We start from the raw sequence: 23,756 nt of genomic DNA on the forward strand, positions 1-23,756 counted from the left end.
TCGGAGTAAGAGGATGAAAGCAACTTTTTGGATGCTGGGCATGATTGCCACCATCATCAGCCACACCCCGTCGCTGGCCGCCGACTACAAGGTGGGCGAGCGCATTGGCGAGGCCAAGGCCCTTTCGAAAGCGAACCCGGCCTATAAGACCCTGGACTGGGACGACATGATGCCCGCGGACTGGGACCCGATGAAATCGCTCAAGGGGCTGGACCTGGAAAAGCTGGATGACGCTGATCCGCGCGCGATCGAGGCGCTGGAACAGATGCGCAGCGCCTGGAACGACGCTCCCATCGTACAAAAGCTGGACAAGCAGCACGTGCAGATTCCGGGATTCGTCGTGCCCTTGGACATGAACGGAACGCAGGTGCGCGAATTCCTGCTGGTGCCTTATTTCGGCGCATGCATCCATGTGCCGCCGCCGCCCAACAACCAGGTGATCCATATCGTCCTGCCCAAGAGCCTGCCCAAGGACCAACAGAAAACATTGAACCAGGCGGCGCAACAATATGGCCCAGTCTCCGTCAGCGGCTTGATGGAGACCGTCGCCAGCAATACCGCGATGGGCTTCGCCGGGTACCGCATCAAGGCCGAGCGCCTCATGCCGTATAAACTAAAAACAAACTAAGACGTCATAGGAAAGAAGCAAGTCACTGCTGGGGAGAAGAATTGTCATCACGCCGAAGAAATGTGCGATGGAATATTCTTCCCTCTCAACGCGAAACTTTTCACCACTAGCACTCTCAAACAGTGAGTGCTAGAATCGTTTCCATGACGGAGGTTTCAAATATGACCAACAGCATGACATTACCTGCAATTTCATCTTTCGACAGCCTTGATCAGTACATGCGTGCCATCAAGAGCTTTCCCGTGCTCAGCGCCGAAGAGGAATTGAAGCTGGCAACCCGCCTTCAAAAGGAAAACGACCTTGAGGCTGCCAAAACCCTGGTAGTGTCCCACTTGCGCCTGGTGGCAAGCATTGCCCGCAACTATTCGGGCTACGGCCTGCCGCAGTCCGACCTGATCCAGGAAGGCAACATCGGCCTGATGAAGGCGGTGCGCCGCTTCGACCCGGAGCGCGGCGTGCGCCTGGTGTCGTTTGCCATGCACTGGATCAAGGCAGAGATCCATGAATACATCGTGCGCAACTGGCGCCTGGTGAAAGTAGCCACGACCAAGGCCCAGCGCAAGCTGTTCTTCAACCTGCGCAGCATGAAAAAAGGACAATCCGCCAGCCTGCATTCGGACGAAGTGGCGCATATTGCGCGCGAGCTGAACGTGAAGCCTGAAGAGGTGCTGGAGATGGAGGCCCGGATGTCCGGGCACGAGATTGCGCTTGAAGGCAATGCGGACGATGAGAACGAGGATGTATTCAGCCCCATCTCCTACCTGCAGGCGACCCATGCCGAGCCTTCCGAAATCCTGGAAGAGCAGGAAGTCGAGCAACTGCATACGACGGGGCTTTCAACCGCCCTGGCCAAGCTGGACGATCGTAGCCGCCGCATTGTGGAAGCCCGCTGGCTGCAAGAAGGCAATAGCGCCACCTTGCATGACCTGGCCGAAGAGTTTGGCGTATCTGCCGAGCGTATCCGCCAGATCGAGCAAAAAGCCATGAAGCAAATGAAGGGCTTCCTGGCTTCTGCCTAACCTCAATGCGACACCCAAATAAAAAAGGCTGCAATTGCAGCCTTTTTTATTGAATCCGTTCTTAACCGAACAGTATCACCGACAACGCGCTCAGCCACGAAACGGCGATGAGGGCGATCGTGATAGTGAGCGGCAGATTCTCGAAAGTGAAATAGGACCTGAAACCTTCGTCCGCTTTATTGGTAGTAGCCATTCAAATTCCCCAGCAAGTTATTTCTTGATTTTATTCTGATTAGCCCCAGTCTTCAAGTGGTTAAATGGAATCAGGGGGTCGTCGTCGTCCATCAGGATACGCTGCGCAGGGCCTTCCAGGTCGTCATACTGACCGCTCTTGATCGCCCATAGAATCCCCACTGCGGCAAAGCCGATGAACACGAATGTCAGGCCAAGTTGCAGCAGCAGGCTGGTCAGATTCATGCCGCTTCTTCCTCTACTATCCTGTTGTCGAATATCAGCGCATTGTGCATGTGCTGGCGCAATATCTTGAGATCGGCCATCTGTGCCAGGATGTTTTTTTCGATAGCCTCCAGTTCGCCGATGCGGTCTTCCAACGTATCAGTCGCCTTGTAGATGCGCTTAATGCTTTCCAGGCGCCGTCGCAGTTGCAGCTGGTGCTCACGCACCTGGGATTCCATCGGGGCGATTACCGCCTTCAGCCAGTTCTCGACATCATGGTTGGCGACTTCGTATACATGGATCACGCGGCTGGCTAATGTCTCGAAAAACTTAGACGTCAATGTCATCTTTTCGTTCGTCAGCATGTTCAATGTCGTATTGAACTGCTCGCGGTACGCGCGCTCCAGCTTGCCGAGCTCCTTCTGGTAGCGCAGTGTGGAGAACGCTGGCGGCTCAGCCTTGCGCAAACCGTGGTCCTGCGCGAATTTCTCATACATGGCGTCCATCATGCGTTTGATTTCGTCGATCTGCGCTTCGGATTTCAGCAAGCGGTCGCGCAGGTCGGCAAAGAAGCCGTCCATCGCGCTGCGTATGCTCTTGGTGAAACTGGCGTTGACCATGGTGCTGCGGGTATTGGTCACCTGCACGCGCAGGGCTTCCATGCCGAGCAAGGTGAACAGCTTGTTGGTTTGCTGCGAGAACACGCTGCGCAGGGCCTGGAAGCGTTGCAGCCCCTTCTCGAAGATTTCCTTGTCCACCTTGACCTTGTTCATCATGTGCTCGATGACGTCTTCATTCTTGCCGCGCAAGCCGCGCAGCTCGTCCAATTGCTCATTGAGGCTGGACAAGCGGGCATCGAGCAGGATGTTGGAGTTCTTCACCAAGTCGTCGATTTCGCCGATGGTATTGTCGCGCACGATCTCGCGCTTGGAGGGGATCAACTCCTCGGACAACGCCCTTTCCAGGGTGGATAGCCCGCTGCGCTCCAACAGGGCGTCGTCCCCTGCAATCTTCGCCAGCAAACCCTTCTGGGCCGAAATCGGGAAGATCTGGCCTTGCTCCAGCCCCAGCAGCTCCGCGCTGGACGCGATCTGCTTGGCAATTTCGCGGCTGATTTCGGTCTCGTTGCGCAACTCGTCCCACAGGCCGTCGATCTTGTTCAGCACCGCCAGCCTGCCCTTCTGCTTCCAGCGCGTGCCGCTGATGTACTGGCGCCAGACATCGATCTCGGATTTGGTCACGCCGGTGTCTGCCGACAGGATGAACAATACGGCATGCGCATTCGGCAGCATGTTGAGGGTCAGTTCCGGCTCGGTGCCGATGGCGTTGAGCCCCGGCGTATCGAGGATCACCAATCCCTGCTCCAGCAGCGGATGCGGAAAGTTGATCACGGCATAGCGCCAGCAGGGAATGTCCACGGTGCCGTCCGCGTTGACCGCCAAGGCATCGTCGGCACTATTGGGATCGAACAGGCCGTAACGCTCGGCCTCTTCCACGGTCACGCGCTTGGTGCGGCTGACTTCCTTGAACACCTCCACCATGTTATCGCTGTCGCTCACGTCAAACGGCAGGACGGTCCACTCCTCGGGATAGCGCTTGTATTCGGTAGTGGTGGCGTCCGAGGTGCGGGTTTCCACCGCGAGGAGCTGCAGGGAGGTGGGCTTGGAAGGGTCGTACAGCAGTTCGGTAGGGCACATGGTGGTGCGGCCCGCGCTCGAGGGCAGCAATCGCTGGCCGTAAGCCGAGAAGAAGATGGCGTTGATCAGCTCGGACTTGCCGCGGGAAAACTCCGCCACGAACGCCACGTTGAGCTTGTCCTCGCGCAGGCGCTCCAGCAACTGCTGCAGCCGTAGGTCTATCTGTGCATCGTTGAGCTCTTGCTCGTTCAACCAGTTGCGGTAGTCGCAGATTGTTTCCACCAAGGCTTTACGCCACTCGGAATATGCCTGAAAGTGACGTTCAAGCTTGTTGTCGGCCATAGCACCCCCCGATGCTTATTATTTAAGCGCTACTCTAGCATGCTTATGTAAATTCACAAATGAATCAGCCGCCTAAATCCCTTTTCTGAACCTTGCCGCCACCTATCATGCATCATCAGCGTGACGGTATTTTGAAGCGCGCGAATACATTCTGCTATCATCGCCTTTTGAGTAAATTCCGGCATTTGGCAGATGAGCGGCTTGAGCCCAGAGATTCCACGCCCTACCGATATCCGCTTGCACCAGGTTTCGCGCGCATTGGAAATCACCTTCGACAACGGCGTCAGCGGCATGCTGCCGTGCGAGTTCCTGCGCGTGTATTCCCCTTCTGCAGAAGTGCAAGGGCATGGCAACCCGGTGCTGCAAACCGGCAAGCGGGACGTGAACATCACCGGCATAGAACCGGTGGGCCATTACGCCGTGAAGCTGGTGTTCAGCGATGGCCACGACACCGGCCTTTACTCCTGGGATTATCTTTATGAATTGCTGCAGCGGCACGACGCACTGTGGCAACAATACCTCGACCGGCTCGCGGACGCAGGCGCCAGCCGCGACGCTGACAATTGATTTAAGGCAAACACCATGAGCGACAACGCCAAGACGCACTTCGGCTTCCAGACTGTGGATGAACGCGAGAAAGCCCGCAAGGTCGGTGAAGTATTCCACTCGGTGGCACGCAAATACGACCTCATGAACGACGTCATGTCCGCGGGCCTGCACCGTGCATGGAAACGTTTCACCGTCGAGGTCAGCGGCGTCAGGCCCGGCGACCGCGTGTTGGATGTGGCCGGCGGCAGCGGCGACCTGTCCCGCCTGTTCTCCAACAAGGTCGGCCCGACAGGCCAGGTCATCCTCACCGACATCAACGCCTCGATGCTGGCCGTGGGACGCGACCGCCTGATCGACGACGGCAAGGCTGTTCCCGCGCTGCAATGCGACGCTGAGCAGCTGCCGTTCCCCGAGGAATATTTCGACTGCGTCATCGTCGCGTTCGGCCTGCGCAACATGACGCACAAGGACAAGGCGCTGGCCGAGATGCAGCGCGTGCTCAAGCCAGGCGGCCGCCTGCTGGTGCTGGAATTCTCCCAGGTATGGAAGCCGTTGGCGCCGATTTACGATGCCTATTCATTCAAGCTGCTGCCCATCATGGGCAAGCTATTTGCGAAGGACGCGGACAGCTATCGCTACCTGGCCGAATCCATCCGCATGCATCCCGACCAGGAAACCTTGAAACAGATGATGCTGGATGCCGGCCTCGGCAAGGTCGACTACTACAACCTGGCAGCCGGTGTCGTCGCCCTGCACAAAGGCTGGAAAACCTGACCGCCCTTGCTTAACGCGCTGGAACCGAACCACCATGCTGAAGCCGCTCCTCACCCGCCTGCTCAATCACCTATTGGCCCAGAACAGCTGGACTGCCGGCCAGTTACAACCCTTCGGCGGCAAGCACGCCCGCCTGATCCTGCCCCCGTTCAGCGCCACGCTGGCCGTGCTTGAGGATGGCGGCCTGGCGATCGCGGGCGAAACCGCCAATACCGACGCCATCATCACAGTGCCGCCTTCCGTGGCACTGCGTATCCTGGCCGGTGACGAATCGGCCGGCGCTGCCGCGTCCGTCTCGGGCGATACCGAGTTCGCTGCGGCTTTGGCAAGGGTATTGCAAGGCATCTCATGGGAATATGAAGAGGACTTGAGCCGGGTGATCGGCGACATTCCGGCCCATGAAGCCGTCAAGCTAGGCCGTGCCGCCGTTTCGCAGGCAAAACGCCAGACTGCGAATGTGGCCGGCATGCTGGCGGAATATTGGCAGGAGGAGCAACCGCTGATTGCCAAGAAACGCCATATCGAACAATTCGTGCGCGACGTGGATACGTTGCGCGAGGACACCGAGCGTTTGCAAAAGCGCATCGACAAGCTGAAATCCCGCCTGCAGGCGGACCACTAGAAAGAATTCCAATGCGTTGGCTGCGCCTGCTCAACATCATCTTCGTCACGCTGCGCTTCGGCTTGGACGAGTTTGTCCTCGGACACACCAGCCTGCGCCCATTGCAGCGTCCGGTGCGCATCCTCCTGTTCTGGCGCGACACGTCCCACCCGCGCGGCGAACGGCTGCGCCTGGCGCTCGAGTCGCTGGGCCCCATCTTCGTCAAGTTCGGCCAGATGCTCTCCACGCGGCGCGACCTGATTCCGCTGGACCTCGCCGACGAGCTGGCGAAACTGCAGGACCGAGTGCCGGCCTTTGGCTACGATGACGTTGAAACCATCCTCAGGCAAGCCTACGGCAAGCCGGTGCTGGAAGTATTCCAGAGCTTCGACGTCGAGCCGATCGCCAGCGCCTCGGTGGCCCAGGTGCATTTCGCCCAGTTGCCCGACGGCAGGCCGGTGGCGGTCAAGATCCTACGGCCCGGCATCAGCAAGGTCATAGAGAAGGACCTCAAGCTGCTGGATGGCGCGGCATGGCTGCTGCAGACGCTCTCCTCGGACGGCAAGCGCCTGAAGCCGCGGGAAGTGGTGGCCGAATTCGCGCGCCATATCCACAGCGAGCTCGACCTCATGCTGGAAGCAGCCAACTGCAGCCTGCTAGGCCGCAACTTTGCCGACAAGCGCCTGCTGCTGGTTCCCGAAGTTTATTGGGACTGGTGCCACGAGCAAGTAATGGTGATGGAGCGCATGAACGGCACGCCGGTCAGCCAGGTGGCCTACCTGCGCGAAATCGGCGTCGACATTCCCAAGCTTGCGCGCGACGGCGTGGAAATCTTCTTCACCCAGGTGTTCCGCGACGGCTTCTTCCATGCCGACATGCACCCAGGCAATGTGCAGGTAGCGGACGACGGCCGTTATGTCGCATTGGATTTCGGCATCATGGGCACCCTCAACGACGAGGACAAGCAATACCTGGCACGCAACTTCCTCGCATTCTTCCGCCGCGACTACCGCGAAGTCGCGCGCGCGCATATCGAATCCGGCTGGGCGCCCAAGGATACGCCGCTCGACGAATTCGAGACCGCGATCCGCGCCGTGTGCGAACCCATTTTCGACAAGCCGCTCAAGGAAATCTCGTTCGGCAAGGTGTTGCTGCGCCTGTTCCAGACCTCGCGCCGCTTCGGCGTCGAAATCCAGCCCCAGCTCGCCATGCTGCAGAAGACCCTGCTCAACGTCGAGGGCCTGGGGCGCGACCTCGACCCCAATCTCGACCTCTGGAAGACCGCGCGCCCTTATTTGGAGCGCTGGATGTCGGAGCAGGTCGGCTGGCGTAGCGCGCTGGACAACCTGAAAGCCGAGCTGCCCTACTGGGGCAAAATTCTTCCCCAAATGCCGCGCCTGATTCACCAGCAGCTGGAGCGCGGCCTGCAACTTCCTCCCACCAATGCCGAACTGCAACGCATGCTTGAGGACCACCAGCGCCAGACCCGCTGGCTGCGCCTCATCACCATGGCATTGATCTTGCTCGTGCTGCTGCAAAGCACGGCTATCCTGTTCTGGTGGCTAGCCCGCCATTGATACGAGCCCGGACTATTTCTGCAAAGCCATTGATTTTCAGAGATAAAGCCTACTTTCAGGACAAGTTTTTGCTAAAATCTGCCTTCCTTTGAAAAGGCACCACTTTTATCCAATTTCAACCTCATAGCAAAGGGCTGGTTTAGTGCTGATCTGGTTTGTCATTCTCTACGTCCTGGTTTCCATCAGCATCGGCCTGTTTGCCGCCACCCGGGTCAAGACCACCAAGGATTACGCTGTAGCCGGACGCCACCTGCCCTTGCCGGTAGTGATGGCGACCGTATTCGCCACCTGGTTCGGCGCGGAAGCCGTGTTCGGCGTCTCCGCCACCTTCGTCAAGGATGGCCTCAACGGCATCGTCGCCGACCCGTTCGGCTCCAGCATGTGCCTGGTCATCGCAGGCTTCTTCTTCGCGACCAAGCTCTACAAGCTCAATATCATCACCCTGGGCGACTTCTACCGCATGCGCTACAACCGCACCGTGGAAGTGCTCACCACGATTGCCATCGTCATTTCCTACTTGGGCTGGGTTGCCGCGCAGATCAAGGCGCTGGGCCTGATCTTCCACATCATCACCGACGGCGCGGTGAGCGAGGAAGCCGGCATGATCCTCGGCACGGCCATCGTGCTCACCTACACCACGCTGGGCGGCATGCTCTCGGTCGCCATCCTGGATTTCGTGCAGATGAGCGTGATCATCGGTGGCATGCTCTATATCGCCTACATGGTCTCCGGCATGACCGGCGGCGTTGCGCCCGTCATCGAGCATGCGCGTCTGGCCGGCAAGCTGGACTTCTTTCCGCCAGCCGACCCCTGGCTCTGGGTCACCTTCATCGGCGCCTGGATGACCATGATGCTGGGCTCCATCCCGCAGCAGGACGTGTTCCAGCGCATCACCTCGGCCAAGAGCGCCAAGGTCGCCATCTGGGGCTCCGTCCTGGGCGCATCGGTCTACTTCTGCTTCACCTTCGTGCCCATGTTCATCGCCTACTCGGCCACCTTGATCGACCCAGGTTTCTTCAACACCCTGATCGACCAGGACTCGCAGCGCGTATTGCCTACGCTAGTGTTGCAGCATATGCCGATCGCTGCGCAGGTGATTTTCTTCGGCGCCGTGCTGTCGGCGATCATGAGCTGTTCGTCCGCCACCTTGCTCGCGCCTTCCATCTCGTTCGCCGAGAATATCGTCCGCGGCTATTTCCCGCACTTGAACGACCGCGGCTTCCTCAAGATCATGCGCATCTGCCTGGTGGGCTTCGCCAGCTGCGTGCTGGTCTATGCATTGAACACCGAGCTGTCCATCTTCCGTATGGTGGAATCCGCCTACAAGATTACGCTCGCTGGCGCTTTCGTGCCGCTGTTCTTCGGCGTGTTCTGGAAACGCGCCACCAACCAGGGCGCATTGGCCGCTATCATCGGCGGCATCAGCACCTGGGTATTGGTGGAGGTGTTGGTGGGCGAGGAAGGGCTGATCCCGCCTCAATTGCTGGGGCTGGGCGTCAGCATCATCGGCATGGTGGCGGGGTCGCTATTGCCGCAGAAGATCGCCCCTCAGCGCCGCCATGAGCAACCGAGCTACCTGCATGGCCATGCGGCGCATCTCCATAGGCCGTATAAATAAAATACATAACACTCAGAAAATTACGCATTTCATGTTTACAAAGCCAAGATACGCCGGGCACCATGGAGAACAATCAAACCGATGATAGTGCCAATGACAAGATCGGGATATGGAGAATTCATCCACGCGACAAGCGCTCCAGCAACGATAACCCCAGTATTGGCAACAACATCATTGGCAGAAAAAATGTAACTCGCGGTCATATGGGCGCCGCGATCACGCTTCTTGGCAATAACGTACAGACAAACAACATTCGCAGCCAATGCAATGAAACCAATACCCATCATAAGCATCGATTGCGGTTCGCTACCAAACAAGAACCGCCTGCCAACCTCGAATAACGCCCCCATTGCCAGCGCCATCTGCAACCATCCCGCACAATGAGCGGCATGCACTTTCATGTTCGTAGAACGTCCAACCGCATACAACGCAAGGCTATAAACTGCTGCATCGGCAAACATGTCCAAAGAGTCTGCAATGAGCCCGGCCGACTGTGCGATGATGCCAGCCGCTATTTCAAACAGAAACATTGCGCCATTAATGGCAAGCAATAGCTTGAGCGTACGCGCCTCTTCAGCATCACTACCGGTGGCAGCCCCCATCATATTGGAAGCAGTGATTTGCGTAGACTCCAGCAACCTTGCTCCCAGATTTAAGGGAGTAAGCCGATCCAGCACTGTGGCTGGGTTTCCGTGGTGAAAAACCTTGAGCTCTCTCGCCTGAAAATCGAATAGGAGCTCGCGGATTTCAGGTAGGTCGTCCAATGCCATACGGATGAGGTTTTCTTCTGACGGGCAATCCATCTTGGGAATGCAAAAAATACTCATCGTTGCATGCATCTGCGCATAAGATCCGGCAGCTGGCAAGATACTACAATCTCCAGTGCAACTTTTTTTTGACAATTACTCATGCGTGAATTAAAAACCCTCAAGTTACTAGAGGGTCAAGTCCGGAGAAAAAATGAAAATTGGTCAACTCAGTGCATTGACAGGCTGTCCAGTGCCTACCATTCGCTTCTTTGAGGCAGAAGGCCTGTTGCAAGCACCCCTCCGCGAAACCAACAATTACCGGAACTATGGGGATGAGCATGTCGCTCGACTGCTGTTCGTGCTGCGATGCCGGTCACTGGATATGCCGCATGCCGAGATCCGTGCATTACTATGCCTTCAGGATGATCCAGACCGACTATGCGATGCTGTGAATACTCTGCTTGACGAGCAGCTGCGAGCTATCGATCAGCGGCTGATGGAACTGAGTACCTTGCATGCACAGCTTCGCGCCATCCGCAGCACCTGTACCGGTGGCGTATGCATTGGAGAATGCGGGGCCCTGGAGTCGCTACGCAGAACCGCAGCAACAGCGGACATATCCACTGCAATCCCCCATGAAGACGCCACGTCCCAGGCCAAACGCCACAAAAATTAAAAAACATCTGCTTTTTAACGGAGGTCATCGCAGGCAAGGCATTTATCGCACACCATCATCACACTCATGAACCGCGTGGCGTGAGAACAGTTGACCACAGAGTCAAATATCCTTCACCCTCTGGCGGACATACGGCCAATAGCTGGCGAGAATCAATGCCAGCGCCAGCAAGAGATAGATCCAGCGCAATGAATAGGCGGTGACAAAGCTGGCGACCGGCTTCTGCTTCTGCACGAAGGTGTAGAAATCGGGCTTGTCCTGAGCCAGCACGTACTGGGCATTGATCTCCTCGGCCAGTTCCTTCAAATATGCCTCTTCCAGCTTGGAAAGATAGCGGTCGTAGTCGGCAGAAGCCACCACCGGGTCAGGATCGTCGCGGCTGGTATCGTTGTAGGTGACGCCGACCGCGCCGGCGGAGTTCTCCTTGGCATCGGAGGACCAATAGCCCACCCATTTGTTGCTGGAGTTGTAACGCGGAATCGGCACGTCCTCGCTGCCGCCGACGCCGACGAAGACGATATTCTCGCCGATCTGCACGTCATCGAGCTTGAGCTTGTTGATCGCGTTCACCTTGGGCGCCTCGTCGCCGTCGGTGAAGAACAGCAGGCGCGCAGGCGCATTGAGCGAGTCGAAGGCCTTGGCCGCTCCCTTGACGCCAAAACTGATGCGGCTGTTGCCGCGCCAGGACATGCGCCACTCCAGGTGCTCGATCGCATCGACGATGATGTCGTAGTTGGCGCAGGTTTCCAGCGGCGTGAACAGCAGCGCGACGTCTTCCGCGGCAAACACGCCCAGGCTGAAGTAAGTGCCGCAGGGCGAATTCTCCACCAGCTTGCGCATGAGGTGGCGCGTGTAGGCCATGCGGCTCACCGGCTTGCCGTTGAGGCTGACGTCCTCTGCGTTCATGCTTTGCGAAACATCGGCGAGCAAGAGGTAGTTATGCACGCGCTGCTTGAGCTGTATTTCCGGCTTAAAGATCGCCAGCAGCAGCAACACGACCACCAACAGGTACAACCCGGACTCGTAATGATCCCTGGCCCAGCGCCAGCCATGGCGCAGCCTCAACTGCCACTTCATGGCAGGCCCACCGGAATGTTGCTGAGCTCCATGCCTTCCTGTTCCTTTTTCAACCCATCGATGCCATTAGGCTGCACCAGCAGCATCAGGCTGAGGTTGAACTTTGCCTGCCTGAATGCGGGGTCTAGCCGCAAGGCTTGCTCATAGGCGATCTGTGCCTGGGACAAGTCGTATTTCGCCTCGTCCTTGAGGCTGCCGTCGTCATTGAGGCGGCGCTTCAAACCGGACTGCAGGAGGTTGTTGCCGATGTTGTACTGCACCAGCGCCTGCTGCGGCTGGCTCAAGCCGGTTTCGAGCAGCTGGCTGTAGCTTTGCACCGCGTGCTTGTAATCCCCGGACTCTCCCAGCTTGTAAGCCGCCATGAACTTCTGTTCGAAACCAAAGCCGTCGTGAGCGACCAATGCCCCGGCCTGGATCTGCCGGTTGGCATCATGACGCTGCACCAGCGCATTGCCTTCATAGACGCTGCCTGCCAACCCGGCAGCTGCCAGCAGTCCAAACAGCAGGTTGAGGCCTTTTATGCGGATTCCCATGCTTTTACCCTGAAATTTTTAATGACGAACATGCCCAGGCTCAGCACCAGGGCCACTACAATCAAGTCGCGCGCGTAATCGCGCCCTGGCACGGTGATGGCATACTGGATTGTATTCTTCTCGCGGCTGTCGATATCCTGGATCGCCATCTGCAGCGCGACGGGATTATCCGCCTCGTAAGCCTTGTAGGTGATCTTGAGCGACTTGAAGAAACGGTCGAGCTGGATCGCCGCAGGCCCCCTGTCCTCTTCGAACACGCGGTCGCCGAATATGCTCACGTCGTCCGGTTCGCGCAACACGATCCAATAGAGCTTGATATCCTTGTCCTTTAGCTCTTCCATGATGCGCGCCTTGACGCGGGGGCTCAACTTGCCCGCGCCGTCGGACAACAGGATGATGGCGCGCGAGCCCGAGCTCTGGATGCTGTCGAACAGGCTGGCCGCCTGGGTGATGCCCGCGCCTATATTGGTCTGGTTGATGCCAGCGCTGGTCGCGGCGTTGATCGCGGCATGGATCGCATCGCGGTTGGCCGTGATCTTGACGCCATACAAGGCGGAATTGGTAAACGCCACCACGCCCATCATGTCGTCCGGCCTGGAGTCGATGAATTGCGTGATCAGCCGGCGTGCGGCGCCGGACTTGATTTCTCCGGCGCGGCCGCTGGTGGCGTCGCCGGCGAAGGGATGATCCATGCTCACGCTGCGATCGATCACCATCACAGTCTGCGCGCCCTTGCCGACGCGGTTCACGACCTTGTCGCTTCCTTGCGGGGCTGCCAGGGCCAGCACAAGGCTAGCGATAATGATGGCCGTCACCACCTTGAGCAGCAGCACGATATTGTCCGAGAACGGGTCTTCCGGCACCATCTCCAGCCAGGAGTAACGCTGCCCCTGCAGGCCCCTGAGCCAGAAAGGCGCCAGTGCGAGCGGCAATAGCAGCAAGGCCCAGGGATTGAGCAAACTCATGCGATTCCCCGTTCACAATCCCTCAGGCGGCGGCAAAGCTGCTGCAGCTCCTTGACCAGGGCTGGACTGTCTGCGTTCTCGCGGGTGAACAGCAGAGTCTCGGAGCGCTGGAAAAAGCTGTCGATATCTTTTGCGAGCGGCTGGTACTGCGGATGCTGCGCGAAGAACTCGCCCAATTGCGGCCGGAACAAGGTGCTTCCATGCACTTGGTTGAATGCCTGGTGTACGTAGCCAAGCGCCTGGTGCCCAGTTTGCGCAGGCGTCTTGCGCAGCTTGCGATAAGCCTGGGCGAAGCTGCCGCCCATCCACGGTAGCCAGCGACGGTCGGCATTGATATAGACCAGCCCGACAACGCCCATCAGGAACACAGCCAACGCAAGCGCCAGCCGCTCCGGCCCGGTATCGAGCAAGGCCGGCTTGCGTTGCGGCTGCGCATTGCTGCGCGCGGTATGGATATTGCCCGCCGCCAGCGGCGAGCTCCAGAAATGCCAGGCAGGCACATTCACCTCCGCTGGCGTATCGCCGCCGCCGAGCGCCAACGTTAAAGCTGGCAAACGCATGACGCTGGGCTTGCTTGTCGCGGCGAACATCTGGTAGCTGAGCTTGACTTCATAGCGCTGGCTGCCTGCCGCTTTTTCTCCCTGCAGCGCGACGCCCACCAGCTCTATGCCGTCGACGCGCTCACCCTTGAGCGGCAGGGCAGACTTGGGCAACTCGTAGGGAGGGTTGGCCTCGATCACCAGCCTGCGCTCGAGTACGTCGCCGATCGTGATGCCTGTCGCAATGCGCGGATTGTCCAGGCTGACCAGGGCGGCTTCCGCTGCATGTGCCATAGCTCCCGCGCAAAGGCCGATAGGAAGCAGGCAGATGGAAAACAAGGTCGTCAGTTTTTTCATGCTGTCAGGTATTTCTCAAAATAATGCGTCATTGCCTCGGCCTCGAATACCCCGCTGACGAAATGCGGCGGGCTCTCGAAAGCCAGGAACAGGTCTTCCAGCGCCGCCCGGCGCTGCTCGAATGCGCTAATGAATTTGGCACGCACCGACTCGCGGAAGAAAATCGTGCGGTCGCGCCCGGTCTCTGGGTCCAGCATCGTGCCCAGGCCGAAGCGCGGCAAGCGCCGGTACTCCTCTTCTTCCCACAGCACGACCGGCACCACTTGGTGACGGGAAAGCATGTTCATGGCCTGGATGATGGTGTCGAACGGCATGTGGAAATCCGATATCCAGAACACCAGCCCCTTGTTTTGGCTCAACAGGGGACCTACCTCCAGGATGCCGGTCGAGCCCCGCCCGAGCGCGTCTATGCCGGTAAAGGCATCGATGCGTTCCAGCGCTTCATGCACTTGGTAGCCAAGCGGCAGCACGTAGTCATCGAGTACATGCTGGTCGTAGCCGATCAGGCTGAATACGTCGTTCTCGGCCGATACCGAATACGCGATCGACGCGGCCACCTCCTGCACCAGTTCGATCTTGCGGCGCGCGCCCTTGTATTGCATGGAGCTTGAGAGGTCGCATACGGCATACACCGGCGTGATCGAGTCATGGTAGAACAGGCGCACTTGTACCTGCTCGTAGGGATCGCGCAGGCTCTGGCGCAAATCCATGCGGCGCAGGTCGGGGTAATCGATCAGCGAAGTATTGCCTTTGTACTCGAATCCCAGCCCGCGTTGCACGCCAAGGTGGTCTCCTGCGTGCACGCTGGAGGATTTCCACGGAATCTGGTAGGAGAACGGCTTGATATAGGACGGCAGCATGGTTTAAAGCATGCTCCTAAGCCGGCACAGCCACCGTTTGCAGGATTTTTGCCGTCAGCTCGCGTGCGAGCACGGTGCGGCGGCTTTCATACATGGAGTTGAACACCAGGCGGTGTGCAATCACTTCATGGAACACGGCATGGATATCCTCAGGGTAGACATACTCCCGGTCCATGAGCCAGGCATGCACGCGGGCGGCCTTGAGCAGCATGCCCATGCCGCGCGGGCTCGCACCGGCCTGGATCAGGCGCTGCATATCCACGCCTTCGAGCGTGATGCCGAAATCCTGCGGCTTTTGCGTGGCATCCCAGAGGTCGATCACGTAATCTTCCAGCGCCTGGGAAGACTGCACATGGTTCTGCACCACGTCGGAGAAGTCATTGAGCATATTGAACGGCAGCAAACCCGACTCCACGCGGCGCGTCAGCTGCTCCGCATGCTGGAAGCGCGTGTCGAACACCAGCGATTTACGCAGGGTCTTGTCTTCCGGCACATGGATCGGGATCTCCATCATGAAACGGTCACGTGCGGCGGCAGGAATCTCGAAGGTTTCGTTCTTCTCCACCTGGTTGCGGTCGGCAAACACCACCATGTGCGGCAGGCGGTATTCGCGCTTGAAGGCATGCAGATGGCGCTCCGCCATCACGCGCAGCATCAGCGCATGCACCTGCGGACGGGCGCGGTTGATCTCGTTGAAGAAGAACACCGAGAGGTTCTCCCCTGCCCGCAGCAAGGGCCCCTCGTCTATCTGCGGGCGGCCTTCAGGCCCGAGGAACGTATGGTAGACCAGGTCGTTGGGCATCAGGTCCACCGTGCCCTCTATCCGTTCATATGCGCCGCCAATGCCGCGCGCCACCGATTGCAGTAATGTGGTCTTGCCGACGCCGACACCGCCTTCCAGCATGACATGCCCGCGCGCGAAGATCGCGATGTTGATCAAGCGTATGGCCGCATCCTGGCCTACAATCACGCTCTTGACCTCTTCCTCGAGCCTCAAGGCGCGCATTCTCCAGTCCGCTAACTGGCCATCCGTTGCTGTACTTGCCATATCCATCCTCAACCCGCGTCAATAAATATACAGATCTGTATATTCTGAGGATTAAATTAACTTTTGGCAATGGTTTTTAGAAAAACTCCCGGCATCCATGCCCAAAACATCTCAGCGTTTCCGTCCAGAAAATACCGTTAAGGAACTGAAGTAAAAAGGCATATAACCGGCCAAGTCACTATTAAAACGCCAAACTGCAAGCGCAGCGACATCCAATAAAAAAGGCTCTTTCGAGCCTTTTTTATTCACGCAGATTGATCCAGATTAATTGCGTTTGCGCCTTGCGGCAACCCCCAGCAATCCCAGCCCTGCCAATAGCATTGCAAGGTTTTCTGGTTCAGGCACCGCGGAGACCGTCACGACAAAATCGTTATAGTCAGCCCCATCGTAAATCCAATCTTCATAGGCCAATGCATAAGTGCCGCTAGCACTCAACCAAACCTGCAAATCGCCAGCAGCTCCTCCCGGAGCCAATTGATCAGCATTGATGCTGGAATTAAACAGAATTCGGCTGGCTACGCCTTCCAGCGTCACGGTCAACGTGGCGCCAGGAACATCCACGCCACTGAAAATCACCGAGGAATATCCATAAGGATCTGGCGTAAAGGTTGCGTCCAGCCAGAATTCCTGGGTTGCCGCATGGGCAGTATGCTCTGCCACAAAGGTGAAAGTCAGCTGCTGGCCGATCTGGTTCCAGCCGCCACCGATGAAATCAGCGTAATCTATCTGGGTCCAACTGGTCGCCTCAACTCCCTGCAATATCTCGGCCAATGCCGGCTCTGCCGCTTGCGCCGAAGGCGCTGCCATCCCCGCTACGACAAGAAGAGGTACCAATATCGCGATCATTGCTCTCATGATGACTTCCTATTGATAAATGGATTTCCATCATAGGCAATAAAGATATATTCAAATATAGTCCAGATAGACTATATTTTATTGAAATATTAAATTAATTATATCAATATTATTTTTGGCAAGAGGGGCAGTAAAAGGTGGAACGCTGTCCCAGGCGCAACGTTTCAACTGGCTTCTCGCATACCCGGCAACGTTCGCCAGTACGGGCATAGACGAAATAGGTTTGCTGGAAATAGCCAGGGTTGCCATCTGCCCCGAAAAAGTCGCGCAAACTGCTGCCCCCGGCCTGCAGGGCATCGTGCAAGGTAGCCTTGATTTCCTGCACCAGCCGTTCGCACTGCGCCAGGCTAAGCGCCCGAGCCGGTGTCTGCGGATGAATGCCGGCACGGAACAAAGACTCGCTTGCGTAAATATTGCCCACGCCCACCACCAAGTGGCTGTCCATAATCACGATCTTGATCGGAGATGATCGAGTGCGTATGGCCCGGTGAAGAAACTCACCATTGAAAGACTCATCAAGCGGCTCGGGCCCCAGCACACTGAGCAGGCTATGCGCTTCCGGGTGTTCACCCGCCCACAAAACCGCGCCAAAACGGCGCGGATCACGCAAGCGCATCACGCGGCCATCGGCAAAATGCAGGTCGAAGTGGTCATGCTTCTCAGGCGACGTATCCCGCTCCAGCAGGCAAAGCCGCCCGGACATACCCAGGTGCAGGATCAGGCAGCCGCTTTCAAAACGGGCAATAATGTATTTGCCGCGGCGCGTCAGCTCCAACAGCCTGGAGCCATGCAAAGTCTGCGGCAAATGGGCAGGAATGGGCCAGCGCATGGCAGGCTGGCGAATCACGGCTTGCGTCACAGTGGCGCCGACCAAGGGTTCCAAGCCGCGACGCGTGACCTCGACTTCTGGTAATTCCGGCATCAGCTCACGAGCTACTTGCCCAGGCCCACGGGCGGGTTGAGCATGGTAAAACCGATATCAGGCGGGAAATAGTAGCGCATCCCTTCATCAGGCCGTCCCAATATCAGCTGTGGAGATTCCTGCAGCCTCTCAAAATGCACTTGCTTGCCATCCTTGAGTTTGACCGAGAACGAAGGATAGCGACTCTTGCGGTCGGGAGTGTATGGCTCGACAGAAGATGCGCGGATTTTTGTCCAGAACTCGTCGAACCATTCGTTAAGCTCTTCCTGCTTGGGCTTGGCATTAGGCACGGACACCTGCCATTTGCCATCGGCATCGCGGTCGAGCTGCAGGCGAACCTCTTCCCATTGCTCCAGGCGCGAGAAGTCGAACCCTGCAATCTCCTCCTTGGGTTTGAGCGGGCTCTTGTCCAGCATTTCCAGCAACTGGGTCGCCGCCGTTTCCGAATACAAGCCGGACAACAGGTACACGGAATCCTTGTAGGCCACATATTGCTCGGCGGTCACCGGGTTATAGAGGCCGAAAATGAATTCCTCGTCATTGAGCCTGATTCTCAGCCTGGGGTTGTCCAGGCCGAAGCGCGCGGGATCCTCGGCGGAAAACTTCTCGCGGCTGGTGCCGGCCACGATCGAAACGATCCGCTGCACAGTCACCTGGTCGGCCCGGGCGGCATATGGCTGGGCCAGGTACCAGAAGCCGTCGGTCTTTTCGAACACCACCGGCGCCTTGGCGGGAAACTCGATGCTCAGCTTGTCGAAATCCGACAATTTGAGGCTGGACACCTCATAGGTGGCCGCCTGCTCTTCCTGGTCCTGCGGCTTGAGGTAGAGAAACGCCACGATTCCCGCCACCAGCAACAGCAGCACCAGGTTTACGATCCATCTCGACCTCATGCCTTGCGACGCCTCCACCAGATCACCACGCCGATCACGATCAAGCCCAGCGGCAGGATGCGGCTGAAGCCGATGAAGACGAACTGCGCCAGCAGGTTGGCCCAGCCCTCGGAAGGAATCACGATATTCACGTCCTTGCGCGGCTTGGGCTGGATGGTGATCAGCCTGTCATCGCCCGCCAGCCAGTTGACGATGTTCAGGCCCAGGTCGAGGTTGCCGCCATTGGAGAGGAAAGTATTGGCAAGGAAGTTGCCGTTACCCACCACCACCACGCGCTGGCCTTTTTCGCCGTACTTGCGCTCCAGCGCCACCGCGATATTGATCGGTCCAGGCAAGTCCTTCTTGCTGTCGAAACTGACGTTGTCGTCCACCTTGCCGGTCTCGAGCCAGCCATTGGGCGCCACTTCCACCAGGTTGGACGAACGCCAGCCGTTCTCGAAGGAATCCTCGGCATGGATCATGCGCGCTTCGGGGAACAAGGTGCGCAGCATGAAGTTCTTGGTGATCGCATGCACCCCGTACTGGTTGGCGAATGCCACCTTGGCATCCGCGCCGTAGCGGGTCGCGGACAAGTCCACCACCATGCCCGGCGTCAGTTGCAGCCCCAGATACTCGGCAATCGGCTGCAAGCCGTGCAGGTTGACCTCGTCGTCGATCAGCCACAGCAGGTTGCCGCCCTTTTCCAGGTATTGCTTGATCTTCTGCACCTCGACCTCGGTCACGTCCACCTCCGGACTCGCGATCACCAGCATGGCGCCGTTGCTCGGCACTTCCTGCGCGATCAGCAGGTCGGGATTGGACAGCTTAAAGCCCTTCTTTTCCAGGTGCCGGCCAAAGTCGCCCAGGTCGTGGTTCTTGACGCCGATCAGGCTGCGCTCGCCGTGCCCGTCCAGGAACATCACGGCGTTCTGGTTGGTGCGGGACAGGCGCACCAGCAGGTTGGTCATGTCCTGCTCGATGAATGCTTGCGGCGGCACGATGTGCTCGGTGCGCTGGTTGTACTCCACCACCAGCTCGATCTCTGCCTTGACCCCGGCTTCCTGCGTCGCCTTGGGCTCCTCGGTCGGGCTGACGAAACTCAGGGTAATATCCGGCTTGACGCGCTGGTAGCGCTCGACGAACTTGTTGATGTACTTGCGCGTGTCGTTATCCTTGACGACGTAGGCCGTGATATTGATCGGCCCTTCCATCTCCTTGAGGACATTGACGCTGCCCTCGGTCAGGGTATTGCGGCCGCCCTGCGTCACGTCGCGGCTGACGTGGTATTGATACGTCAGGAAACCGAGCAGGAACACCAGCACCAGGAACAGCACCACAAAGAAGCTGTTCTGCACGAATAATTGAAAGCGTAGTTTGCGATTGGTTTTCATAAAGTCTCTCGATCAGCCACGCAAGCGATCTGCATCCAGCCTACGAACAGTCAGGGTCAGAAAGGCAATGATAAACAACAGGAAATAGGCAATGTCGCGGGTATCCAGCATGCCGCGCGAGAAAGGCTCGAAGTGGCGCATCAGGGACAGGTTGGCGATCGTATTGCTCGGATCGCCCGCGAGGAAATACTCGATCAACTGCAAGGCCAGCAATGCGACGAAGGTAATGATCGCGGCGACCACCGGCTGCTGCGTGGTGCTGGATACATAAGTCCCCAACGCGCAGTAGCTTGCCACCAGCAGGAACAGGCCCAGCAGATTGGCGAGCAAATAACCAAAATCGATATCCGCCCACAAGTTGAGCGAGAACACCATGGCGCCGATCAGCAATACGCTCAGGGACAGGAACGACAGCAAGCCGACGAACTTGCCCAGGACGATCTCGGTCAGCGACAAGGGCGCGCTGAACAGGAAAGGCAATGTTTGCTGGCGGCGCTCCTCGCTGATCAGGCGCATCGAGAGCAAAGGCACGGCGAACAGCATGATGAAAGGCGCAATGCCGAACACGCTGCCGCCGACGAACTCGGTCACGCCCATGCGCTGATCCGGCCGCATGGCGCCCGACATGGTGAGGAAGTACTGGTCGACCCCCATCAAGTAGAAGGTAGCAAAGACGAATTGCAGCAGGGCGAGGATCACCCAGCCCATGGGCGAGGAAAACAGGCCCTTCAATTCTTTTCTGGCGATATTGACGATCATAAGAAGTCCTTAAAACTCAGGCTGCCTGCCATCAGGCAGCGGCAGCTTCCTGGAATGTAAGCTGGACGAAGACCTCTTCCAGAGAGGTTTGGTCAGGATTGATCTGGAACAGGCCCCAGTTCTGGCTGACGGCGGCCTGCACCAGCGCCTCGGACGGCGCCTCGCCCGGCGTATGCCGGATGCGCAGCAGGTTACCTTCCAGCGCCTCGACCGACTCCACGCCGGGAATGCCCAGCAATGCCTCATGGGGGGGCGGCTGCCTGAGCCCGAGAAGCAGGCGGTTGCCGTGGCGCTGCTGCTTGAGGACATCGATGCCGCCATTGAACACCAGGCTGCCCTTGTGGATGATCTGCACGCGGTCACAGACCATTTCGACTTCCGGCAGGATATGGGTGGAAAGAATCACGCTGTGCTCGCCGCCCAGCTCCTTGATCAAGGCGCGGATGTCGCGGATCTGGATCGGGTCCAGCCCCACGGTCGGCTCGTCCAGGATCACCACCATCGGGTTGTGGATGATGGCCTGGGCGATACCCACACGCTGCTGGTAACCCTTGGAGAGGTTCTCGATCAGGCGCTTGCCCATTTCGGTCAGGCCGCAGCGCTGCTTGGCAATGTCGACCGCCTTCCTGATATGCTGGCGGCTGACGCGATGCAGGCGGGCCGCAATCGTAAGGAACTCGTCCACGGTCAATTCACGGTACAAAGGAGGCTGCTCGGGCAGGTAGCCGATCAATGCCTTGGCATCCTTGGGACGCTCCATCATGTCGATACCGCAAATCTTCACCGAACCGTTGCTAGGCGCAAGATTGCCTGTCAGCATCTTCATGGTGGTGGACTTGCCTGCGCCATTCGGCCCGAGGAAACCCAGCACTTCTCCCTTGTTCAGGGTAAAACTGACGTCGTTGACCGCTGCACGGCTGCCATATTTACGGGTTAACTCTGAAGCCTCTACGGTAATAGTCGTCATATATGAGTGAATTATCCGGTTTTAAGGGGTGCTAAGTTAGAAAAACATCACTCGCCTGTCAAGTTTGTCTCGCCTTTTCGGCATCGCGAAAACGCAAGAACAAGCCCGACGCTGTTGAATTATCATGTTTAAAACCGCTATAGCCGGACATGAGGCCGCGCCCTAAAGCATACAGGTACGTAAACCATACGGCATCCGGTTGATAGCATCGCGCATTATGGGTGAACTTGTGCACACTGTCACGGACTAAGAAAGACGGTGCAAAATCGTGCAAAACTTGCGCCTACCCCATTGAAAACAAGCTCAGCAGGCCTCAATATGCTAATTATCAACCCGCTACGAGATTTCCTTGAAAATGCTTATTAGCAAAAAGATCGCAATTGCAGTTGCCTGCGCAGCAATGACGCTGGGCATGGGGAATGCCGCCACTGCGGCAAACAAGGCAGAAAGCCCCTCGCCTGCGCTCACGGGCGAATTCGTCTATAAATATCTGATCGGGGAAATTGCCGGGCAACGCGGCCAATTCGACCTGGCAAGCGCCTTGTTCCTCGACCTGGCCCAGACCAACCAGGACTCGCGCCTTGCGGAGCGTGCAGCCAAGACCGCCGTGATGGGCAACGACGGACGTACCGCGATCGATGCGGCTAACCTCTGGTCGCAGCTTGACCCCGGTTCCACGGAGGCACACCAGGCCCTGACCCAGATGCTGATCAACACCGGCAAGCTGAACGAGGCCAAGCCGCACCTCAAAGCCTTGCTTGCCAATGAAGAAGGCCGCGCCAGCGGCTTCATGTTCCTCAACAACCTGCTTTCCCGCCAACAGAACAAGGTCGCGGTGCTGAGCCTGGTACAGGAACTCGCGCGCGATTACCCGGACCTTCCCGAAGCGCATTTCGCAATCGCGCATGCCGCCTGGAACGCAGGCAATACCGAGCTTTCCCTTAATGAACTCAACCAGGCGAACAAGCTGCGCCCGGGCTGGGAAATGGCCGCGCTGATGCAAGGCCAGGTGCTGCTGGGCAAGTCTCCGGAACAGGCCGTGGATTTTTACCGCGACTTCCTTTCCACGCACGCGGATGCCAATGAAGTGCGCCTAGCCCTGGCCCGGATATTGGCCGGACAAAAGAAATTCGACGAAGCCAAGAACGAGTTCATCAAGCTGATCGAGGCCTCCAACGGCAACCCGGAAATCCTGGTGGTGGTGGGCCTGCTCTCGCTGCAGGCGAACGAACTGCCCGATGCCGAAAAATATTTCAAGGACGCCCTGGGCAAGGGATTCAAGGACAAGGACCAGATTTACATCTATCTCGGCCAGATTGCCGAGAAGAAGCGCAACGACGACGAAGCGTTGCAATGGTATAGCAAGGTCGCCCCTGGAGAAGTGCGCTATGTCGACGCGCAGCTCGGCGTTGCCAACGTCATTTCGCGCCGGGAAGGCATCGACGCCGCCATCCAATCGCTGGAGAATTTGCCGGACCTGACCGATGCGCAGCGCGCAGCGGTCGTGCACGCGCAAGCCAACGTCCTGACCCAGGCCAAGCGCCACCAGGAAGCCTACTCGCGCCTGGAAAACGCCATCAACACCCTGCCCAACTCGCCCGAACTGGTCTACGACTTTGCCATGGCGGCGGAACGCGTCAACAAGGTGGACGTGATGGAGCGCGAGCTGCGCAAGCTGATCAAGATACAGCCTGAATTTGCGCAGGCGTATAACGCGCTGGGCTATTCGCTGGCGGACCGCAATGTCCGCCTCGAGGAAGCCAGGGTGATGATTGAAAAAGCGCACGAGCTAAGCCCCGAGGACCACTACATACTCGACAGCCTAGGCTGGGTACACTACCGCCTGGGCAACCTGGACAAGGCCCTGGAATACTTGCGCCGCGCCTATTCGCAGCAACCGGATCCGGAAATCGCCGCCCACCTGGGCGAGGTGCTGTGGAAGCAAGGCAAGCACGACGAGGCGGTCAAGACCTGGGAGGCAGCGCTTTCAGCCTTTCCTGAAAACGAAGTCCTGATTAGCACCAACAGGAAATTCAATCGTTAAG

Annotated in this window: 25 protein-coding genes; 9 read left to right on the forward strand and 16 right to left on the reverse strand. The window is 58.1% G+C overall.

What is annotated here, in order from left to right; all coding sequences use genetic code 11:
- Positions 1-13: 13 nt before the first annotated feature.
- Together ACJSDX_RS13920 and rpoH are read left to right on the forward strand one after the other, a co-directional pair.
- A complete protein-coding gene (locus tag ACJSDX_RS13920) occupies positions 14-628 on the forward strand; it encodes a DUF3299 domain-containing protein (RefSeq protein WP_407995202.1) in 615 nt (204 codons plus the stop codon).
- A gap of 161 nt (positions 629-789) precedes the next feature.
- Entirely contained in the window at positions 790-1,647 is an 858-nt protein-coding gene (rpoH, locus tag ACJSDX_RS13925; protein ID WP_309565117.1) for an RNA polymerase sigma factor RpoH, read from the forward strand.
- 61 nt (positions 1,648-1,708) lie between these two features.
- On the opposite strand, the gene ACJSDX_RS13930 is transcribed toward rpoH, so the two are convergent.
- Genes ACJSDX_RS13930 through ACJSDX_RS13940 form a run of 3 tightly spaced genes read right to left on the reverse strand, consistent with a single transcriptional unit; the run spans position 1,709 to position 4,022 of the window.
- Entirely contained in the window at positions 1,709-1,840 is a 132-nt protein-coding gene (locus ACJSDX_RS13930) for a hypothetical protein (protein WP_407995203.1), read from the reverse strand.
- 17 nt (positions 1,841-1,857) lie between these two features.
- Positions 1,858-2,064 carry a cbb3-type cytochrome oxidase assembly protein CcoS gene (ccoS, locus tag ACJSDX_RS13935; protein ID WP_309564637.1) on the reverse strand — a complete coding sequence of 69 codons (207 nt, stop codon included), beginning with the start codon at positions 2,062-2,064 and terminating at the stop codon, positions 1,858-1,860.
- Positions 2,061-4,022 (reverse strand): dynamin family protein, encoded by a 1,962-nt coding sequence (locus ACJSDX_RS13940; RefSeq protein ID WP_407995204.1) that lies wholly within the window; start codon positions 4,020-4,022, stop codon positions 2,061-2,063. Before ACJSDX_RS13940 ends, ccoS begins: the two co-directional genes overlap by 4 nt.
- A 192-nt stretch (positions 4,023-4,214) precedes the next feature.
- Here ACJSDX_RS13940 and ACJSDX_RS13945 point away from each other — a divergent pair, with 192 nt between their 5' ends.
- The 5 genes from ACJSDX_RS13945 to ACJSDX_RS13965 all read left to right on the forward strand — a co-directional run bounded on the left by ACJSDX_RS13945 (position 4,215) and on the right by ACJSDX_RS13965 (position 9,141).
- Positions 4,215-4,589: a gamma-butyrobetaine hydroxylase family protein gene (locus ACJSDX_RS13945; protein ID WP_407995205.1), complete on the forward strand. Its 375-nt coding sequence runs from the start codon at positions 4,215-4,217 to the stop codon at positions 4,587-4,589.
- Between the two features lie 15 nt (positions 4,590-4,604).
- Positions 4,605-5,345 (forward strand): bifunctional demethylmenaquinone methyltransferase/2-methoxy-6-polyprenyl-1,4-benzoquinol methylase UbiE, encoded by a 741-nt coding sequence (gene ubiE / locus ACJSDX_RS13950; protein WP_407995206.1) that lies wholly within the window; start codon positions 4,605-4,607, stop codon positions 5,343-5,345.
- Between the two features lie 34 nt (positions 5,346-5,379).
- Positions 5,380-5,967, forward strand: a complete 588-nt coding sequence (locus tag ACJSDX_RS13955; RefSeq protein ID WP_407995207.1) for a ubiquinone biosynthesis accessory factor UbiJ — start codon at positions 5,380-5,382, stop codon at positions 5,965-5,967.
- A gap of 11 nt (positions 5,968-5,978) precedes the next feature.
- Positions 5,979-7,523, forward strand: a complete 1,545-nt coding sequence (ubiB, locus tag ACJSDX_RS13960) for a ubiquinone biosynthesis regulatory protein kinase UbiB (RefSeq protein WP_407995208.1) — start codon at positions 5,979-5,981, stop codon at positions 7,521-7,523.
- Positions 7,524-7,665: 142 nt separating this feature from the next.
- A complete protein-coding gene (locus ACJSDX_RS13965; protein WP_407995209.1) occupies positions 7,666-9,141 on the forward strand; it encodes a high affinity choline transporter 1 in 1,476 nt (491 codons plus the stop codon).
- Between the two features lie 35 nt (positions 9,142-9,176).
- Here ACJSDX_RS13965 and ACJSDX_RS13970 read toward each other — a convergent pair whose 3' ends face one another.
- The gene (locus ACJSDX_RS13970) at positions 9,177-10,007 is read right to left on the reverse strand and encodes a cation efflux transmembrane domain-containing protein (protein ID WP_510355941.1); all 831 of its coding nucleotides are present in this window, start codon (positions 10,005-10,007) and stop codon (positions 9,177-9,179) included.
- 94 nt (positions 10,008-10,101) lie between these two features.
- Here ACJSDX_RS13970 and ACJSDX_RS13975 point away from each other — a divergent pair, with 94 nt between their 5' ends.
- Positions 10,102-10,566, forward strand: coding sequence for a Cd(II)/Pb(II)-responsive transcriptional regulator (locus ACJSDX_RS13975; protein ID WP_407995210.1), 465 nt, complete (start codon positions 10,102-10,104; stop codon positions 10,564-10,566).
- A 102-nt stretch (positions 10,567-10,668) separates the two neighbouring features.
- On the opposite strand, the gene ACJSDX_RS13980 is transcribed toward ACJSDX_RS13975, so the two are convergent.
- From ACJSDX_RS13980 to ACJSDX_RS14035, 12 genes are all read right to left on the reverse strand, one after another.
- Positions 10,669-11,643 carry a vWA domain-containing protein gene (locus tag ACJSDX_RS13980; protein WP_407995211.1) on the reverse strand — a complete coding sequence of 325 codons (975 nt, stop codon included), beginning with the start codon at positions 11,641-11,643 and terminating at the stop codon, positions 10,669-10,671.
- Positions 11,640-12,176, reverse strand: coding sequence for a hypothetical protein (locus ACJSDX_RS13985; protein ID WP_407995212.1), 537 nt, complete (start codon positions 12,174-12,176; stop codon positions 11,640-11,642). The genes ACJSDX_RS13980 and ACJSDX_RS13985 overlap by 4 nt, the downstream gene beginning before the upstream one ends.
- Positions 12,161-13,141, reverse strand: a complete 981-nt coding sequence (locus ACJSDX_RS13990; RefSeq protein ID WP_407995213.1) for a vWA domain-containing protein — start codon at positions 13,139-13,141, stop codon at positions 12,161-12,163. The genes ACJSDX_RS13985 and ACJSDX_RS13990 overlap by 16 nt, the downstream gene beginning before the upstream one ends.
- Complete coding sequence (locus tag ACJSDX_RS13995) at positions 13,138-14,037, reverse strand: nonribosomal peptide synthetase MxaA (protein ID WP_407995214.1); 900 nt, start codon at positions 14,035-14,037, stop codon at positions 13,138-13,140. Before ACJSDX_RS13995 ends, ACJSDX_RS13990 begins: the two co-directional genes overlap by 4 nt.
- Positions 14,034-14,897 carry a DUF58 domain-containing protein gene (locus tag ACJSDX_RS14000; RefSeq protein WP_407995215.1) on the reverse strand — a complete coding sequence of 288 codons (864 nt, stop codon included), beginning with the start codon at positions 14,895-14,897 and terminating at the stop codon, positions 14,034-14,036. Before ACJSDX_RS14000 ends, ACJSDX_RS13995 begins: the two co-directional genes overlap by 4 nt.
- Positions 14,898-14,913: 16 nt before the next feature.
- Positions 14,914-15,945 (reverse strand): AAA family ATPase, encoded by a 1,032-nt coding sequence (locus tag ACJSDX_RS14005; RefSeq protein WP_309564625.1) that lies wholly within the window; start codon positions 15,943-15,945, stop codon positions 14,914-14,916.
- Positions 15,946-16,209: 264 nt separating this feature from the next.
- Positions 16,210-16,800, reverse strand: a complete 591-nt coding sequence (locus ACJSDX_RS14010) for a PEP-CTERM sorting domain-containing protein (RefSeq protein WP_407995216.1) — start codon at positions 16,798-16,800, stop codon at positions 16,210-16,212.
- A 109-nt stretch (positions 16,801-16,909) separates the two neighbouring features.
- Positions 16,910-17,722 (reverse strand): bifunctional DNA-formamidopyrimidine glycosylase/DNA-(apurinic or apyrimidinic site) lyase, encoded by an 813-nt coding sequence (gene mutM, locus ACJSDX_RS14015; protein ID WP_407995217.1) that lies wholly within the window; start codon positions 17,720-17,722, stop codon positions 16,910-16,912.
- An 11-nt stretch (positions 17,723-17,733) separates the two neighbouring features.
- A complete protein-coding gene (locus ACJSDX_RS14020) occupies positions 17,734-18,615 on the reverse strand; it encodes a DUF4340 domain-containing protein (RefSeq protein WP_407995218.1) in 882 nt (293 codons plus the stop codon).
- Positions 18,612-19,985 (reverse strand): GldG family protein, encoded by a 1,374-nt coding sequence (locus ACJSDX_RS14025; RefSeq protein ID WP_309564621.1) that lies wholly within the window; start codon positions 19,983-19,985, stop codon positions 18,612-18,614. The genes ACJSDX_RS14020 and ACJSDX_RS14025 overlap by 4 nt, the downstream gene beginning before the upstream one ends.
- Before the next feature lie 12 nt (positions 19,986-19,997).
- Entirely contained in the window at positions 19,998-20,744 is a 747-nt protein-coding gene (locus ACJSDX_RS14030; protein ID WP_407995219.1) for an ABC transporter permease subunit, read from the reverse strand.
- A gap of 31 nt (positions 20,745-20,775) precedes the next feature.
- Entirely contained in the window at positions 20,776-21,711 is a 936-nt protein-coding gene (locus tag ACJSDX_RS14035) for an ABC transporter ATP-binding protein (RefSeq protein ID WP_309564619.1), read from the reverse strand.
- Between the two features lie 355 nt (positions 21,712-22,066).
- Here ACJSDX_RS14035 and ACJSDX_RS14040 point away from each other — a divergent pair, with 355 nt between their 5' ends.
- Positions 22,067-23,755, forward strand: coding sequence for a tetratricopeptide repeat protein (locus tag ACJSDX_RS14040; RefSeq protein WP_407995220.1), 1,689 nt, complete (start codon positions 22,067-22,069; stop codon positions 23,753-23,755).
- Position 23,756 lies beyond the last annotated feature (1 nt).

The sequence above is a fragment of the Methylobacillus draconifructus genome (assembly GCF_045984355.1).
GTDB lineage: Bacteria > Pseudomonadota > Gammaproteobacteria > Burkholderiales > Methylophilaceae > Methylobacillus > Methylobacillus flagellatus_A.

Coding starts and splice junctions, on each gene's coding strand:
- ACJSDX_RS13995 (WP_407995214.1), bottom strand. CDS start 14,037: ATGAAAAAACTGACGACCTTGTTTTCCATCTGCCTGCTTCCTATCGGC.
- mutM (WP_407995217.1), bottom strand. CDS start 17,722: ATGCCGGAATTACCAGAAGTCGAGGTCACGCGTCGCGGCTTGGAACCC.
- ACJSDX_RS13985 (WP_407995212.1), bottom strand. CDS start 12,176: ATGGGAATCCGCATAAAAGGCCTCAACCTGCTGTTTGGACTGCTGGCA.
- ACJSDX_RS14030 (WP_407995219.1), bottom strand. CDS start 20,744: ATGATCGTCAATATCGCCAGAAAAGAATTGAAGGGCCTGTTTTCCTCG.
- ACJSDX_RS13980 (WP_407995211.1), bottom strand. CDS start 11,643: ATGAAGTGGCAGTTGAGGCTGCGCCATGGCTGGCGCTGGGCCAGGGAT.
- ACJSDX_RS14005 (WP_309564625.1), bottom strand. CDS start 15,945: ATGGCAAGTACAGCAACGGATGGCCAGTTAGCGGACTGGAGAATGCGC.
- ACJSDX_RS14000 (WP_407995215.1), bottom strand. CDS start 14,897: ATGCTGCCGTCCTATATCAAGCCGTTCTCCTACCAGATTCCGTGGAAA.
- ACJSDX_RS13955 (WP_407995207.1), top strand. CDS start 5,380: ATGCTGAAGCCGCTCCTCACCCGCCTGCTCAATCACCTATTGGCCCAG.
- ACJSDX_RS14010 (WP_407995216.1), bottom strand. CDS start 16,800: ATGAGAGCAATGATCGCGATATTGGTACCTCTTCTTGTCGTAGCGGGG.
- ACJSDX_RS13940 (WP_407995204.1), bottom strand. CDS start 4,022: ATGGCCGACAACAAGCTTGAACGTCACTTTCAGGCATATTCCGAGTGG.
- ACJSDX_RS14025 (WP_309564621.1), bottom strand. CDS start 19,985: ATGAAAACCAATCGCAAACTACGCTTTCAATTATTCGTGCAGAACAGC.
- ACJSDX_RS13930 (WP_407995203.1), bottom strand. CDS start 1,840: ATGGCTACTACCAATAAAGCGGACGAAGGTTTCAGGTCCTATTTCACT.
- ACJSDX_RS13990 (WP_407995213.1), bottom strand. CDS start 13,141: ATGAGTTTGCTCAATCCCTGGGCCTTGCTGCTATTGCCGCTCGCACTG.
- ubiB (WP_407995208.1), top strand. CDS start 5,979: ATGCGTTGGCTGCGCCTGCTCAACATCATCTTCGTCACGCTGCGCTTC.
- ACJSDX_RS14035 (WP_309564619.1), bottom strand. CDS start 21,711: ATGACGACTATTACCGTAGAGGCTTCAGAGTTAACCCGTAAATATGGC.
- ccoS (WP_309564637.1), bottom strand. CDS start 2,064: ATGAATCTGACCAGCCTGCTGCTGCAACTTGGCCTGACATTCGTGTTC.
- ubiE (WP_407995206.1), top strand. CDS start 4,605: ATGAGCGACAACGCCAAGACGCACTTCGGCTTCCAGACTGTGGATGAA.
- ACJSDX_RS14020 (WP_407995218.1), bottom strand. CDS start 18,615: ATGAGGTCGAGATGGATCGTAAACCTGGTGCTGCTGTTGCTGGTGGCG.
- ACJSDX_RS13945 (WP_407995205.1), top strand. CDS start 4,215: ATGAGCGGCTTGAGCCCAGAGATTCCACGCCCTACCGATATCCGCTTG.
- ACJSDX_RS13920 (WP_407995202.1), top strand. CDS start 14: ATGAAAGCAACTTTTTGGATGCTGGGCATGATTGCCACCATCATCAGC.
- rpoH (WP_309565117.1), top strand. CDS start 790: ATGACCAACAGCATGACATTACCTGCAATTTCATCTTTCGACAGCCTT.
- ACJSDX_RS13975 (WP_407995210.1), top strand. CDS start 10,102: ATGAAAATTGGTCAACTCAGTGCATTGACAGGCTGTCCAGTGCCTACC.
- ACJSDX_RS14040 (WP_407995220.1), top strand. CDS start 22,067: ATGCTTATTAGCAAAAAGATCGCAATTGCAGTTGCCTGCGCAGCAATG.